A 16,774-nucleotide genomic window follows, 5' to 3' on the forward strand; every position below is an offset into this window, starting at 1 on the left:
CATGATGTGGGACAGAAATCTAATTTGATAAAAAGATTTCGTCGTCCCACCCCGGCAAGGATGACTAGCATTGAAAAAAGCTTGATTTGAAGCGCATTTTCAATACAGTCATCTACTGCCAATATGAATAGAGACTGGGACGAATGAATATTGTCCCAGCCTCGAAATTAAGATATAGTTTATATTTTTTTAACTGTTAATAATAAATAGATGAAGAATGGTGCGCCGAATGCGGCAATAAAGACACCCGCAGGTACTTCCTTCGGTAAGAAGATAGTACGCCCAACTAAATCGGCAAGCAAAATTGAAGCAGCACCACAAATAGCTGACATAACTAAGCGTTTTAAATAACTGGCTTTAATAAGTGTTTTAGCAATGTGCGGTGAAATTAAACCGACAAAGCCAATATTACCGACAAAACTAATCGCTGACGCTGCCAAAACGGTTGTAATTAACATTTGAATTAATTTTGTTTGATTCACATTTAAACCTAAGCCAGTTGCAACGTCATCATGCATAATAGACACCTTCATACGAGGAATTACGATAGCTAACAATGGCACTACGCAAAGTATGATAATCGCTAAAATTAAGCTACTATCAAAGGTTGCACCGGATAAACTACCGACAATCCAAGTATAGGCTTTAGAGGCAGATAATTGTTTGGTCATGATGAGGAGACCATTCACTAAAGCTGTAAACATAGTCTGTAAAGCAATACCAATAATGACGATAGTCGTTGGTTGCAAATTTCCTTTATGTTGGAAGCTGATGAGCAGCAACATCGCTAAGGCACCACCAGTTAAGGAAAAGAGTGGTAACCAATGGATACTTAAACTACTGATAAAAGCAATAAAAGTTACTGCGCCAAAGGTCGCACCACCAGTAACACCAATAATATCTGGAGAGGCAATAGGATTTTTTAAGATATTTTGCAAGATTAAGCCACTGGCACCTAATGCAGCACCGGCAACGATGGCAAGTGTGATACGTGGTAATCGCAACACTTCAAGTGTAAATTGATCTGGGCTGTTGGCAGGGTCAAAGATATAAGCGATTATCTTCAAGGGTGAAATAAACGTTGAGCCCAGCATTAAACTAATGATTGCCAAGACACTTAATAGTAGCATCGCGACAACTAAACGCCTTGAATCTTGTTTGGTAAGTGACTCATTCATATACTTTGAATTCCTTTCCTCATAATATAAATCAATGTTATGGCACCGATAATTGCGGTAATCACACCAATGGGTAGTTCAAGTGGTTGAATGATGATACGTGCAATGATGTCGGATAATAACATGAGTATCGCGCCACTTATAGCATTAAATGGTATTAAATATTTATAGTTAGGTGGTAATAGTTTTTTACTGATATTTGGAATAATTAAGCCTACAAACATAATAGAACCTGCAATGGCTACTGAGACGCCAGCTAACACACTGATTAATATGATTATGATAAATTTCGTTATTTTAATATTTTGACCTAAGGCAGTCGCAATATCATCACTCGTCATTAAAATGTTAATACGAGAAGATAAAGCCAAGGCAACTACTAAAGCGATGACAATCAGAGGAATTACCCATGGAACCTCCCAAATATTGCGAAATGAAACAGAACCACTTAGCCAAAATAAAAAACTTTGTAAATTATTTTCATTCATAATCATTATACCTTGTGTAAAAGCACTGAAGAGGGCAGAGATTGCTGCGCCTGCTAATATCACTCGTTTTGGCGAGAATTGTGCTTGTTTGAACATTCCCAACATAATAACAACCACAGTGACTAAAATAGCGCCTATAAATGCTAGTATAATGAGTGCTTCAAATGATTGAATACTGAATAATGTTAAGCCTGCGATGACGAAAAAGACAGCACCAGCATTAACACCAAAAAGGCCTGGAGAAGCGATGGGATTACGTGTTAAAACTTGCATGAGTAATCCGGAAACTGCTAATGCTGCACCAGTTAATAATGCGATAATAGTTCTGGATGCACGTGATTCGATAATGAGAATATGTATATCGTTTGAGCTATCAAAGTGGAAGAACGCCTGTACCAACTGAGATAGTGGTACAAGCGTATTCCCAACTATTAAACTTAAGATGGTTACAACGATTAGACATAAACCAGAGAGTATTAACTTAGACTGAGGTTTAAGTAACATGATGTAACTCCTTATGCATTAAGATTGTTTTTCGATATCTAATTTTTGATATAAATCATCAATTAATTTGAGTGATGACTGGTAACCGCCAGCCATATTCCATGTGATTTCATCAACGTTATCGGAAACATCGTCAGATTTTACAGCTGACAAGTTTTTCCATTGATTACTATTCGTCCATTCTTGCTGCGTTTTTTTAGTTAATTTAGCATCTTTGGCCGTTGTATCTGATTTAAACATAAAGATATGATCAGCATCCATTAATGGAATACTTTCTTTAGATGTTAATTGAATAATATCTTTACCTTTGTCTACTTGCTTTTGTTGTGCTTCTGGGCGTTTGAAGCCTAAATCATGCAAGATGTCACCAGCGTATCCACTTGCATAGATACGTGCATGATCTGGTCTGAAGTTGACAACAGAAGCGGATATTGGCCACTCTTTACCATATGTTGCTTTCGCGTCTTTTTGGAATTGAGCTACTTTATCATCGTATTTTTTCAACAATTCATCCGCTTTATCTTCTTTCCCTAATGCTTTCCCCATCATTTTAGTCGTATCTTTAAATTTATATACAGTGTCATGCGTAATTGTTGGCGCAATTTTTGATAATTGTTCGTATTGTTTTTCATTACGTACTTTTGACGCCACGATTAAATCAGGTTTTAGTTTAGAAATTTCTTCTAAGTTAGGCGCAGGTTCCTGACCAACTATTTTGGTATCTTTTAAGTCATCTTTTAAATAGTCATATTTTGGTTGTTGTGTCCAAGACTCGACGGCACCTACAGGTTTAACGCCTAAAGCAACAGAGACATCAGTTGCGCCTTGATACAATGTTACAACACGCTTCGGTTTTCCTTTAATTTCAGTTGTCCCCATAGCATGTTTTACTTTAACGGACTTACTATCTTCTTTATTGTTTGCAGATTTCTCTGAACTGTTATTCCCACAAGCTGCTAATAGCACAACTAATGCTAAAGCAACTACTAATAATTTTGTTAAATGTTTCATCGTTTTGAATGAGACCTCCCATTTGCTATTGATAATCATTCTCATATATAAATATCTTATAACTTTATGAATAAGTCAATAAAAATTTTAGATTTTTTAAATAATTAAATTGTGAGTTGACATATGTTGTCGGAAAAAATATAATACAGCCATTGATAATGATAATCGTTATCAATTGATTGTGTTACTCATTTTAAATTATTGTAGGAGGAATTCAATTGGACGAAGCACGTAAGAACAGCAATGATTCTTTACTTTCATGTATAGGTAATACACCAATGATTCAACTTAAACACTTATTTCCTAATCATAAAGTTTACGCGAAATTAGAATATATGAATCCTGGTGGCAGTATGAAAGACAGGCCTGCAAAATACATTATAGAAGACGGCTTGAGACGTGGAGTAATTACGTCGGATACGCATTTAATTGAGAGTACCTCTGGAAATTTAGGTATTGCTTTAGCAATGATAGCTAAAATTAAAGGATTAACACTAACATGTGTCGTTGACCCTAAAATTTCTGAAACGAATTTAAAAATCATTAAAAGTTATGGTGCAAATATCGACATGGTTTCTGAACCTGATGAAAATGGTGGTTATTTAATGACACGCATTAATAGAGTACAGACGTTACTCAATGAAACAACAAATGCTTATTGGATTAACCAATATGCCAATGAATTAAATTGGCAGGCACATTATCATGGTGCGGGCACTGAAATTGTCGACCAAATCGCAGAACCGATTGATTATTTTATTGCACCAGTAAGTACAACAGGAAGCATTATGGGGATGAGTCGCAAAATTAAAGAACATCACCCTCAAGCACAAATTATCGCTGTTGATGCGAAAGGTTCAGTCATTTTTGGTGACACACCTACAAATAGAGAATTACCAGGAATTGGTGCGAGTAGAGTACCAGAAATATTAAACAAACAAGAAATCGACCAAGTTGTCCATGTCGATGATTATCAATCTACACTTGGTTGTAAGCGCTTAGTTGATAAAGAAGGCATTTTTGCTGGTGGTTCAACAGGTTCAATTATTGCGGCCATAGCCGAAATTATCGACAATATGGACCACAATAAAACAATCGTTACAATTTTACCGGATCGTGGCGACCGTTATTTAGATTTAGTATATTCGGACGACTGGTTTAATCATATAAAAGAGAGCAGAGGAGCATTATCACGATGAATAAAGCATTATTGTATTTAAACAGAACAGATGTAGCACAAGCAGGTGGCGATCATTCAGATGTCTATGTTGCAGCACTATCTGAAGCCTTAACAGCACATGCAAAACAAGATTTTGTCCAACCACTAAAGCCGTATTTACGTGCACAAGGCAAGGAGGGGCATATTGCAGATCGTATTATTGCTATGCCAAGTCATATTGGTGGGCAAGATCCAGTTTCAGGTATTAAGTGGATTGGAAGTAAACATGATAATCCAACGAAAAGACAATTGGAACGTGCGAGTGGCGTTATTATTTTAAATGATCCAGAAACGAATTATCCTATTGCCGTAATGGAAGCAAGTTTAATTAGTAGTATGAGAACTGCGGCAGTGTCTGTCATTGCAGCACAACACTTGGCAAAAGAAGGATTTACAGATTTAACAATTATTGGTTGTGGTTTAATTGGTGATCGCCAACTACAAAGTATGTTGGAACAATTTGACCATATACAGCAAGTTTATGTATATGATCAATTTCTGGAAGCGAGCGATAAGTTTGTGAGTAAATGGGCAGCTGCATATCCTGATGTGAATTTTGTCCAGGCCAGTACAGCGCGTGAAGCAGTAGAACATGCGGAAGTATTAATTACTTGTACTGTGACAGACCAGCCTTATATTGAATATGAATGGCTTCAAAAAGGCGTGTTTATCAGTAATATTTCGATTATGGATATTCAAAAAGAAGTCTTTGTTCAAGCTGATAAAGTCATTGTCGATGATTGGTCGCAAGCAAATAGAGAGAAAAAGACTTTGAATCAACTCGTACTAGAAGGTCGTTTTAGTGAAGATGCATTGCATGCTGAGTTAGGACAATTGTTGACTGGAGACAAACCTGGACGTGAACATGATGATGAAATTATCTTACTTAATCCTATGGGGATGGCAATTGAAGATATTAGCAGTGCCTACCATATCTACAAACGCGCGCAACAACAACAGATTGGTACAACATTAAACCTGTATTAAGGAGTGTCATGCAATGATGCAAGTTACAGCGCAACTACAGCAACAGAAAGCACAACTACACATACTGCGAGATTTGGTAGATAGTATGTTGTGTGAAGATATTTTTGAATTATGGTCCAAAAGTCAACTAGAACAGACACCAACTGCAACTATTTTACATTATCAGCAGGCAGCTCAAACGTTATCGATACCTGTATATTTAAGTGGCTTGAATACATATCGCTTGGCAAGTGACACTGTGGTATTGCATTCAAAGACAGCGCAGCATATAGCTGATGCTGTGACTTTATGGCAGGCACTAGTATCAATGAATGCAGCACGCTGCGACAACTTGAATGTGCAACGTTTTGCAGAAGGATTGATGACTGCCGAACAACAATTAGCAGACCAATTGACGCACTTAACATTAGCTGATAATACGTTCATCCAAGCAGAACAGTTAGCCAGTTTAAAGGATCGACCATTTCATCCTTTAGCAAAGGAAAAACGTGAATTGTCAGAAACAGACTATAAGCGTTATCAAGCCGAATATTGTCAATCGTTTGCACTACAAACTGTAGCTATTCATCGCGATTACCTTATTGCAGGTGATGTCGCGGAAGAAGCGGCATTGATGGAGACATTAGGATTAACCGATATTCAAGTGAAACAACTGTTAAGAGAACATGAGGTGACGGCAGCTGACTATATGGTGTTTCCAGTACATCCATGGCAATGGGAACATATTATTCGACCTATGTTCCAAGGGGAATTAGCTACAGGTGTTATCGTGCCACTCAATTATAAGTTTGGAAATTACGTCTCATCATCGTCGATACGTTCACTCATTGATGTGCAAGACCCGTTCCATCATCTTAAAGTACCTTTTGCTATGCAGTCATTAGGTGCCCTCAGACTGACGCCTACGCGATATCTATTAAATGGCGAAAAAGCAGAAGGGCTTTTAAGACAAGTGATAGCACAAGATAAGAACTTAGCCGATACGGTAACTTTATGCAATGAACGGCAATGGTGGTCATTTATGCAGGCAGATGGCGATATTTTTGCAGATAAAATAGGGCATTTAACCGCACAGCTTAGAAGTTATCCTGAGAGTGTAATGGCAGATCATACACAGTTAGTGTCTATGGCAGCACTTGCCGCACATGACACAAAATTATATGCATTAATCATAGATAAACCAGTCAAAGAGATTACACAAGATGATGTCCTAGCATTATTTGATGATATTGTGGCACATTTTATTCAAACGGTTATGACATTTATGCAGTATGGTGTGTTGCCAGAGGTACATGGACAAAATGTCTTACTATCATTTCAGGAGGGGCACGTTCAACAGTGTGTGTTACGTGATCATGATACTGTGCGTATTTATCCACCATTGATGCAAGCCAATGACATCAATATACCAGAGTACACAATTAGTCAAAACTCACCGAATACGTTGATTAATGATGATTTAGCAACATTTTTTACGTACTTCCAAACGTTGGGTGTTTCAGTAAATTTATATGCAATTGTCGATGCCCTGCATCATACTTTTAACATTAAAGAAGCTCAATTGATGACACGCATTAAACACGCTATGAAACAGCAAGTCGAAACGCTTAATTTTGCCCCTGATACCAAACAACAAATAACTACATTATTGTTTACAGCAGACACTTGGCCTTTTAAACGGATACTTTTACCGTTATTACAACAGCAAGGCTCTGGTGGTGGAAGCATGCCTTCTAGTATTGGGACTATAGCGAACCCTATGAAACGTTATGACTAATGTAGCAGTTTGGTATCGTAATTTTCGACTTTTATGGCTGAGTCAATTTATTTCTATTGCCGGTTTAACGATTTTAGTGCCATTGTTACCCATTTACATTGCATCACTGCAAGCATTATCTGTGACTGAAATTCAATTATGGAGTGGTCTAGCAATTGCTGCACCAGCAATTACTACTATGGTGTCATCACCGTTATGGGGCAAATTAGGTGATAAAATTAGCCGCAAATGGATGGTGTTACGCGCGTTGCTAGGGTTAGCGGTTTGTTTATTCCTCATGTCACTTTGTACAACGCCATTACAATTTGTTGTTGTACGTTTGTTGCAAGGGTTATTTGGTGGTGTCGTAGACGCATCAAATGCTTTTGCGACGAGTGAAGCACCTGATGATATGCGCGGTAAAGTGCTGGGAAAATTGCAAAGTGCAATTAGTGCGGGTTCCTTAGTAGGCCCATTAATTGGTGGCATTGTGGCAGCAATGATTGGTTTTCAATCACTGTTGTTAATTATCGCGATTATTACGTTTGTTGTCTGTGTCATAGGTGTGAAATTTTTAGTAGAAACATCACATCGTCAACATACTAATGAGCAAGCAACTGTGACATGTGGTGTTTTCCAATCTTTTCACTGTTTACTTGGTACGCAGACGACATGTCGTTTTATTATAGTGGGTATTTTAGCTAACTTAGCTATGTATGGCATGATGACAGCGTTAGCGCCTTTAACGGCAGGTGTAAATACAACTCTATTAGATGACAAATCAGCTGTCGGTATAGTGCAGTCAGTATTTTGGACAGCATCAATTCTCAGTGCGCCGTTATGGGGACGCTTAAATGATAAAAATTATGTCAAACAAGTTTATTTACTAACGGCATTAGTTTGCGGTTTCAGTGTAGTGCTACAAGGTTTGGCTACTAATATATGGATGCTTATGATTTTTAGAATTGTTCAAGGATTGACGTACAGTGCCTTAATTCAAAGCGTGATGTATGTAGTAGTTAAAGCATGCCACCGTGATTTAAAAGGTACGTTCGTTGGTTCAACCAATAGCATGTTGGTGGTAGGACAAGTGATTGGTAGTATGTTTGGTGCTGTGGTGACAAGTAGTTATAACCCGAGCATAACTTTTATAGTAATGGGAGTTATTTTTATCGGCAGTAGTCTAATCTTACTCTTTTCACGAGTCAATGAAATGTCAGAATATCAAATATCAATGAAGTTATGGGAGTTGAATGACAGACGTGCAAAATAAAAATATAGCAGCGCATGCTGCGGTAGAACGAATGTTAAATGTCTATTTTAGAGAACATCAGTTATATCATAGACAGCCAGAAGACAATATGTGGCACATTACCATTGATGACTCCCAACAATTAACTGGCCAATTTCACTATTGGTCAGCCATGGGGCATCATGCGTATGAACCAGAGATACAACTACAACAAACAGCTGTGACGACGTCATTAGCACCATTAGAAGTTATTACTAAACTATGTGACAAATTAGGACAAGGTGATGCGGTGTTAAGTGAGCGCATGTCTGAAATTAGTAACGATATTAAAAACAGTATAGAACGCACAGCGCATTATTTAGCATATCGAGAGCAACAACAGTCGCTCAACCCGTATATACTATCTGAACAATCATTATATTTAGGGCACCCATTTCATCCAACGCCAAAGAGTTCAGTAGGATTTAGTGAAGCGGATTTACAACGTTATGCGCCTGAATGTCAAGCTAAGTTCCAGCTTTATTATGTTGAAGTCGCAAATGAACTCATCGTCGAGCGTTATGTGACAGGCACAGCAGTTAGTGTCAATGACACACTCTTAGCGTTGGCTAAATTATCAACGTCTGAACTGACTGAAGGCTATACGTTATTACCGCTACACCCATTTCAACTTACTGTCCTACAAGATAATGCAGATTTTCAACAATGGGTTACACAAGGGTTAATTAAACTTATAGGAGAGCGCGGTCATGTATTATATCCGACGTCATCTGTGAGGACCGTTTTTGCTAAAGAGTTAAATATTTATTTAAAATTACCTATCCAAGTGAAAATTACTAACTTTGTTAGAACGAATGATTATGAACAAGTGGAACGTACAATTGATGCAGCACAAGTGATTGCTGCTATCAAAACAGAGTATGAAACAGCGCAATTTAAATTAATGTTCGAACAAGGCTATCGTGCCCTCAGACCACATAAGACAAAAGAGAATTTTGATCTGTTAGCTAACAGTGCCATGATCGTGCGTGAAGGTATTGAAAACTATCATCCACAAAAAGAAATTCATGTATTAGCGAGTCTATTCGAGACGATGCCACATAGTTGTAATTCGCTGTTAAGTAAACAACTATCAATGAGTAAGTTAACTGTAAAAACGTGGTTGAAAGACTATTTGAACTTAACACTAAAACCGATGTTACAACTGTTTGTAAATACAGGTGTTAGTTTAGAAGGTCATGTACAAAATTCCTTGATTGAACTAAAAGACGGTCGTCCTATTGCCTATTATGTGCGTGACTTAGAAGGTGTATGTCTATCACGTAAGAAAGCAGAAGCAGCACAGCTCGCCCCACAAGTAGTCGCAAACAACAGTCCAGTAGTCTACAGTGATGAGGCTGCTTGGCAACGTTTCAAATATTATATTATTGTCAATCATCTCGGTCATCTTGTAGCGACTGTTGGAAAACATAAGGGTGAAGAATTGACTTTATGGTCACACGTGCACGACATATTGCAATCATGGTTACAAGAAGAGACAAGTTCAGCAGCATGGTCGACTTATGTAACAGATCTATGTAATAGTCCAGTATTCGCGGCAAAAGCTAACTTGATTAGTAAAATTCATGATTGTGGCGAAAACCCTATTTATACAGATATACCAAACCCAATCGCAATGACTAAGGAGGTACAATATGATACCTAACACTGAACAGCTAGTGAAACAACGTATTATGAATCAATTAGTAACATCATTAATATATGAAAATATCGTGCATTATGAAGTGAGTCAGGATGACCAAAAAGCAACGATAATTATTGACGCTGGAGATATTACGTACCATGCTACTGTGAAGGAAGCATTTAGTTTTCAACGTTTAACCTTACAATCATCAGTGTTACGTTGTAATGCTAAAGGTAAATATGAAGCAACTGTGAATTACGCACAATTATTACGCGAAGTGGAATACACCTTCCCCAAAAATACAACTAAAATTGAAGCGTTTATTCAAGAGTTGTTACAGACAGAATTGAAGGACCGTCAAGCGCTTCAATATAAGGAGGCATCTGAGGGAGATGTAACTTTAACGTTTGATGCTCTAGAATCATATGCGAGTGAAGGACATCCATATCATCCAAGTTATAAGTCGCGTTTAGGCTTTACTTTAGAAGACAACTTACGCTATGGTCCAGACTTTAAGCCTGAATTCACAATCAAATGGCTAGCTATTCCACAGCAACATATTGAACGTACGTTAGCCACAGGAATAGAACCTGAACAACTATTAGCACAACAATTGGATGCTACGACTTATAGACAATTTCAACAAACAATAAGTGCACAGGGTGATGAAACAATCGACTATGTATGGCTACCGGTACATCCGTGGCAATTTGACCACATTGTTGCTACGGACTTAGCAGAGGAGTGGCTAAATGGGGATATTATTTATTTAGGAGAATCACTCGAAACGTATAGACCACAACAATCGATACGTACCTTAGCACCTGTAGATACAACAAAATACTATCTCAAAGTACCATTAAGCATTACCAATACATCCACGAAGCGGATTTTAGCCCCACATACGATTGAGAATGCAGCTCAAATAACAGATTGGTTAAAACGAATTCAAGCAGCAGATAGCTATTTGCAAGATGAGTTACAAACTATCTTTTTAGGTGAAATTATGGGTATGTCTTATCAATCACCTACAGCTAATACTGCTAAACAACAAGCAACGTACGGTGCGTTAGCTGTGATTTGGCGTGAAAATTTACACCACTATTTAAGTGCACAAGAAGACGCGATTCCTTTTAATGCACTTTATAGTAAGGAGAAAAACGGGCGACCACTCATTGATGAATGGATGCAACGCTATGGTGTAGCAACATGGACACAACAATTTATCAAAGTAGCAGTACAACCTATTATTCATATGTTGTACTATCACGGCATTGCGTTAGAATCGCATGCGCAAAATATGATGTTGATTCATGAAGATGGTTGGCCGACACGTGTTGCTATTAAGGATTTTCATGATGGTATACGTTTTAAGCGAGATTTACTTAGTGATATGGCAAGTAATCCACAATTACAAGATACGCCAGAAGAACATAAAAAAATCAATAGTAATTCTTTTATTGAAACCGATAATATAGCTTTGGTGCGAGACTTTGTGTTGGATGCATTTTTCTTTATTAACATTTCGGAAATCATTATGTTTATTGAGAAATACTACGCTTTAGATGAACACAGTCAATGGGCATATGTTTATGCAGTGTTGGAAACATATCAGCGTCAGCATCCCAATTTGCCAAACTATGCGCATTTTGATTTATGTGAAACAACCATTCAAGTAGAAAAACTAACGACACGTCGTTTGTTAGAAGATACGGAACTTAGAATTCACCATGTCTCAAACCCGTTAGGAGTGATTGCATATGATGACATTATCACTCAAAAATAAATTAGCACAAGGCGCTCAATTATACGGCATGTTTAACTCTATACCCAATCCACTGGTAACTGAGATTATTGCCGCGAGTGGCTATGACTTTGTCATCATTGATAGTGAACACACTGCCATTAATGATGAAACATTAGAACACATGATTCGTGCAGCTGAAGCGGCACAGATAACCCCAATTGTAAGAGTGTCGCAAGCTATCGAACGCGATATTATCAAAGTATTAGATATGGGGGCACGTGGTATTGTTGTGCCACACGTGACTGATAAAGCAAAGGTAGAACAAGTCGTACAATTAAGTCGCTATTACCCACAGGGATTGCGCAGTTTGAATGGTGGACGCATGGCGAAATTTGGCGAGATTCCATTAACTGAGTATATGAATGATGCAAATAATGACATTTTAGTGATTGCGATGATTGAAGATAAAGAAGGTATTGCAGCATTAGAAGATATCGTTCAAGTTGAAGGATTAGATATGATTATCGAAGGTGCTGCAGATCTTTCACAATCTTTCGGTATTCCGTGGGAAACGACGAGTGATACCGTACAATCTGCACTACGTTATATGCATGATGTGACACAAGCAGCTGATAAATATTTCTGTGCCTTACCTAGAGATACAGCACAACAAAAGATGTGGTTACAACGAGGTGTAAACGCCTTTGTCTTGGGTGATGAGCGTGGTAAACTGTATCGTCATTTAAAGTCAGAATTATCTGTACATAAAGGAGCGCATACAACATGACACGATTACATGACACAATAGCACATTTGAAAACAAACGGCACAACAATGTGCCATTTCATCTATGATTTACCAGCGTTACACAAACATGTACAAGCAATAACAGCATCATTACCAGCAAATTGTGACATGTATTATGCGATGAAAGCGAATAGCGAAACATCTATTTTAGCAGCACTAAGTGAAGATGTTACTGGCTTTGAAGTAGCGTCACAAGGTGAGATTGCTAAAGGTTTGGCCCATAAGTCAGCACAACACATTATCTTTGGTGGCCCAGGAAAAACAGATGAAGAGTTAGCTTACGCTGTAGATCAAGGTATTCAACGCATTCACGTAGAAAGTATTTATGAACTACAGCGTTTGAATGCATTGTTAGCTACGAGACAACAACAGATGAATGTATTATTGCGTGTAAATTTAGCAGGACCTTTCCCTAATGCAACTTTACACATGGCAGGTAGACCAACGCAGTTTGGTATTTCGGAAGAACAGATTGATTCAGCTATTGCGTTAGCTTTAGAGCTACCGTATATTCAGCTCGAAGGATTTCATTTTCACTCTATATCTAATAATTTAGATGCGCAGTTACACGTCGAAATGATGCGTTTATATTTTCAAAAAGCTAAAACATGGGCACATCAACATGGATTTACATTACACCATCTCAATCTAGGTGGTGGGATTGGTGTGAACTATGCAGATTTAACGCAGCAATTTGACTGGCAAACATTTGTCGATGGTTTTCACCAAGTCATTGATGACGAAGCTATGCATGAGGTGTCATTAAACTTTGAATGTGGTCGTTATCTAGTGGCGCATATTGGTTACTATGTGACGGAAGTGTTGGATATCAAACGCGTGCACCAAGCATATTATGCGATTCTTAAAGGAGGGACACAACAATTTAGACTGCCAGTATCATGGCAACACAATCATCCTTTTGAAATATATCCTGTAAGCCATAATCCTTATGCTTTTGAGCGTATTAGCGTGGCTCAAAAACCAGTCACTTTTGTCGGACAGTTGTGTACACCAAAAGATGTCTTGGCTAAAGACATAACAGTACCTTCTTTAACTACAGGTGATGTCATTATTTTTAATTATGCTGGTGCTTATGGTTGGTCGATTTCACATCATGACTTTTTAAGCCATCCTCATCCAACATTTATTTATTTAACTGAATAACAAGGAGGAGTTTTATGCAGGAAGTGTATCAACAGTTGCAGCTTGTGCCCGTCGAACGCATCGATTTACATGAAGACTTTGAACCTAGTAGATTAACTAAAACGCAAGCACAAATTGCAGCAGATCAATTTATTAGACATCCGATTCTAGTAGTGCAACTGCAATCAGGGAGATATATGGTAATAGATGGTGTTCATCGCTTTACGAGTTTAAAAGCTTTAGGTTGTAATGTTATTCCTGTTCAAGTCATTGATGAGAGTAAGTATGCGATCACGACGTGGCATCATTGTGTGTCGGCTGGTAAATGGTGGCAGAACTTACAACAAGATCCGACTTTGCCTTGGACTACTGAAGCACGACAAGAAACACCATTCATTACAGTATGCCAACGTCACCATGAACAATATTTATACGCCGATGACTTAGGGCAGGCTAAATTAGCTGCCTGGTCTAAAGTCGTTGCCAGCTATAGTAAGAGCTACACAGTCGAACGTATCGCACAGGGAGAAATAAATGAGTTGTCTGATGAAGAAGTGTTGTTAAAATATCAACCACTCAATATTACAGAAATTGAAGCCGTTGTGGCACGAGGTGAGACAGTACCAGCAGGTGTGACACGTTTCAATATTTCTGGACGTTGTTTAAACTTACAAGTGCCGTTGCATATCTTAACAGAAGCAACAGTACATGTGAGAATGATAAAATGGCATAATTTTTTAGCTGATAAAATCAATAGCATTCGTTGTTATGCAGAGAAAGTATATTTAGTAGAACAGTAAAATCGCAAGACAGGGCAAGTATGCTCTGTCTTTTTTGAGTCCAAATTAATGTTTAAAAGATAATTAAAATTTATAAAAAATAGGAAAATCTTGTTTTTAAAAGTGCCTCTCATTTTTGGTATATTGGCTGTTTTTATGCACGCTTTCCGTGGACACTGACTCAGCCTGTAGTCTTCGGCTAGTTCTTTTCCCACAGGATTCGGCATAAATCACTGCCAACAGGATATAGGTTTTACGTATCAGATAATTTGATAGGTCGACATTATTTCCTACTAAGTAAATGTAGCGAAAATGCACTACTATTTTGACAAAACTATATAAATAGAAAATAAACAAACCCTTCGCGAATTAATGCGAAGGATTTGTTTATGTTATGGAGGCTAGGACAATATTGATTGTCCTAGTCTTTTTTCATATTGGCAGTAGCTGACTGCATTGAAAATGCGCTTCAAATCGAGCTTTTTTCAACGCTAGTCATCCTTGCCGGGGGGACGACGAAATCATTTTTTTCAAAATCAGATTTCTCACCCACTCCCTTTTAAAATAATAATAGTGCCAGTGGTATAGTAATTAATAACGTAAGAACGACACGTATGAACCAAATAACTATAAGTTTCCACACTGGTATTTTAATTTCTGTTGCTAGAATACATGGTACTAAAGCAGAGAAGAAGATAATCGCTGATACACTGACAACTCCAACGACAAATTTCGTGCTTAATGCTGCTTTAGCTACAAGTAATGATGGCAAGAACATTTCGATAATTGAAATGGCTGAGGCTTTAGCTAATAAAGCCTGATCAGGTATAGGGAATAGATAAATGACTGGGTAAAAAATATAGCTAAGCCAATCAATAAGTGGTGTGAAGTTCGCTAATAATAAACCTAAAAATCCAATCGATAAGATGGAAGGTAGTATAGCGATGGTCATTTCAACACCGTCTCTAACATTATCCCACACATTTTTTAATAGTGATGGTGTGGCAGCATTTTGTTTCATAGCTTCATTATAAGCTGTTTGTAAACGACTACCTTTAATAGCTACCTCCTGCTCTCCTTCTTGTCCGTTATAATATTCTGTAGATTCATTGACGATAGGAGGTAACCAAGCAGTAATAGCGGTCACGATAAATGTGATGACTAACGTTCCCCAAAAATATAAATTCCAATGTGGCATTAAGCCGAGCGTATTCGCTACGATAATCATAAAAGTCGCTGATACTGTAGAGAACCCTGTAGCGATAATCGTTGCTTCACGCTTGTTGTACATCCCTTTTTTATAAACTCGATTGGTAATTAATAGCCCTAAAGAATAACTACCAACAAATGAAGCTACGGCATCAACTGCAGATTTCCCCGGTGTCTTAAATACAGGACGCATTACTGGCTCCATAAAGACACCTACAAATTCAAGCAAACCGTAACCGACAAGTAAAGACAGTGCGATGGCACCGACAGGAATAAGTACACTTAATGGCATCATCAGTTGATCAAATAAAAATGGACCATAATCTTTATTAAATAATAGTGCCGGACCAAAGTTGAAAACATACATTACGCCAATAACCGCACCAATAACTTTAAATAATGTAATAATAAAATCAGTGGCAGACTTTTTATATGTTTGCCTCATAATAGGCAAGATGGCTCCTGCTAAAATCATTAATAACGCTATATATGGCATAACGTCACCTAATACTGCTCTAATAGCTAAATGGACATGATCAATAAATATTGAATTTGTTCCATTAATTGTGATAGGTACGAAGAAACAAAATATACCGAGTAAACTAAAAACATAAAAACGCCATGCCCCTTTATTGCGAACTGCAATCGCTTCTTCTTTTATCATAGTGACACCCCTTTGTTTGATATGAATAACGTAGTTGAAAGATACACCATAAATTATACAAAATCATATCATCCCCTATATGACTTATTGTAGAGAAGTGAACATCAACTTACGTAAGATATCTTATATCTATTGTAAAAGGGTAAAATGTTATCAACCAATATTAATAAACTAACTATTAATAGTTTCAAACTATAAAACAGCTGTTGATCTATATTAATAGTACATTTGCTTTGTTAAATTAAAGAGAAAAAATTAACATATATTACAAAATAGGGTATAACAAAACGAAGTATTGTTCATACTAATTAATGTAATGACTATTAAAGTGAAGGGGCTGTTAGAT

13 protein-coding genes are annotated in these 16,774 nt (G+C 37.5%); 9 read left to right on the plus strand and 4 right to left on the minus strand.

The window, feature by feature from the left end:
• Positions 1–179 precede the first annotated feature (179 nt).
• The 3 genes from KA845_RS07350 to KA845_RS07360 are packed head-to-tail and all read right to left on the minus strand — an operon-like array spanning position 180 to position 3,181.
• The gene (locus KA845_RS07350) at positions 180–1,178 is read right to left on the minus strand and encodes a FecCD family ABC transporter permease (RefSeq protein ID WP_103388291.1); all 999 of its coding nucleotides are present in this window, start codon (positions 1,176–1,178) and stop codon (positions 180–182) included.
• Entirely contained in the window at positions 1,175–2,170 is a 996-nt protein-coding gene (locus KA845_RS07355; RefSeq protein WP_103388290.1) for a FecCD family ABC transporter permease, read from the minus strand. Before KA845_RS07355 ends, KA845_RS07350 begins: the two co-directional genes overlap by 4 nt.
• Positions 2,171–2,188: 18 nt before the next feature.
• Complete coding sequence (locus KA845_RS07360; RefSeq protein WP_021459515.1) at positions 2,189–3,181, minus strand: ABC transporter substrate-binding protein; 993 nt, start codon at positions 3,179–3,181, stop codon at positions 2,189–2,191.
• A gap of 218 nt (positions 3,182–3,399) precedes the next feature.
• Between KA845_RS07360 and sbnA the strand changes: the two genes are divergently transcribed.
• From sbnA to sbnI, 9 genes are read left to right on the plus strand one after another with little or no spacing between them, the layout of a single operon-like run.
• Positions 3,400–4,380 (plus strand): 2,3-diaminopropionate biosynthesis protein SbnA, encoded by a 981-nt coding sequence (sbnA, locus tag KA845_RS07365; protein ID WP_021459514.1) that lies wholly within the window; start codon positions 3,400–3,402, stop codon positions 4,378–4,380.
• Positions 4,377–5,387, plus strand: a complete 1,011-nt coding sequence (gene sbnB, locus KA845_RS07370; RefSeq protein ID WP_103388288.1) for a 2,3-diaminopropionate biosynthesis protein SbnB — start codon at positions 4,377–4,379, stop codon at positions 5,385–5,387. Before sbnA ends, sbnB begins: the two co-directional genes overlap by 4 nt.
• 13 nt (positions 5,388–5,400) lie before the next feature.
• Positions 5,401–7,164, plus strand: a complete 1,764-nt coding sequence (gene sbnC / locus KA845_RS07375; RefSeq protein ID WP_210127897.1) for a staphyloferrin B biosynthesis protein SbnC — start codon at positions 5,401–5,403, stop codon at positions 7,162–7,164.
• Complete coding sequence (locus KA845_RS07380; protein WP_021459511.1) at positions 7,157–8,416, plus strand: MFS transporter; 1,260 nt, start codon at positions 7,157–7,159, stop codon at positions 8,414–8,416. The genes sbnC and KA845_RS07380 overlap by 8 nt, the downstream gene beginning before the upstream one ends.
• Positions 8,406–10,100, plus strand: coding sequence for an IucA/IucC family protein (locus KA845_RS07385; protein ID WP_031266731.1), 1,695 nt, complete (start codon positions 8,406–8,408; stop codon positions 10,098–10,100). The genes KA845_RS07380 and KA845_RS07385 overlap by 11 nt, the downstream gene beginning before the upstream one ends.
• Positions 10,090–11,865, plus strand: coding sequence for a staphyloferrin B biosynthesis protein SbnF (sbnF, locus tag KA845_RS07390; RefSeq protein WP_167867762.1), 1,776 nt, complete (start codon positions 10,090–10,092; stop codon positions 11,863–11,865). Before KA845_RS07385 ends, sbnF begins: the two co-directional genes overlap by 11 nt.
• Positions 11,840–12,613, plus strand: a complete 774-nt coding sequence (locus tag KA845_RS07395; protein WP_103388285.1) for an HpcH/HpaI aldolase family protein — start codon at positions 11,840–11,842, stop codon at positions 12,611–12,613. The genes sbnF and KA845_RS07395 overlap by 26 nt, the downstream gene beginning before the upstream one ends.
• Complete coding sequence (locus KA845_RS07400) at positions 12,610–13,797, plus strand: type III PLP-dependent enzyme (protein ID WP_151508235.1); 1,188 nt, start codon at positions 12,610–12,612, stop codon at positions 13,795–13,797. Before KA845_RS07395 ends, KA845_RS07400 begins: the two co-directional genes overlap by 4 nt.
• A 14-nt stretch (positions 13,798–13,811) precedes the next feature.
• Positions 13,812–14,576: a bifunctional transcriptional regulator/O-phospho-L-serine synthase SbnI gene (sbnI, locus tag KA845_RS07405; RefSeq protein ID WP_210127899.1), complete on the plus strand. Its 765-nt coding sequence runs from the start codon at positions 13,812–13,814 to the stop codon at positions 14,574–14,576.
• A gap of 538 nt (positions 14,577–15,114) precedes the next feature.
• Here the strand turns inward: sbnI and KA845_RS07410 are convergent.
• Positions 15,115–16,428: a YjiH family protein gene (locus KA845_RS07410; protein ID WP_021459505.1), complete on the minus strand. Its 1,314-nt coding sequence runs from the start codon at positions 16,426–16,428 to the stop codon at positions 15,115–15,117.
• Positions 16,429–16,774 lie beyond the last annotated feature (346 nt).

Origin of the sequence: Staphylococcus sp. GDX8P114P-2 (assembly GCF_017892945.1) — a bacterium.
GTDB classification, from domain to species: Bacteria; Bacillota; Bacilli; order Staphylococcales; family Staphylococcaceae; genus Staphylococcus; species Staphylococcus arlettae.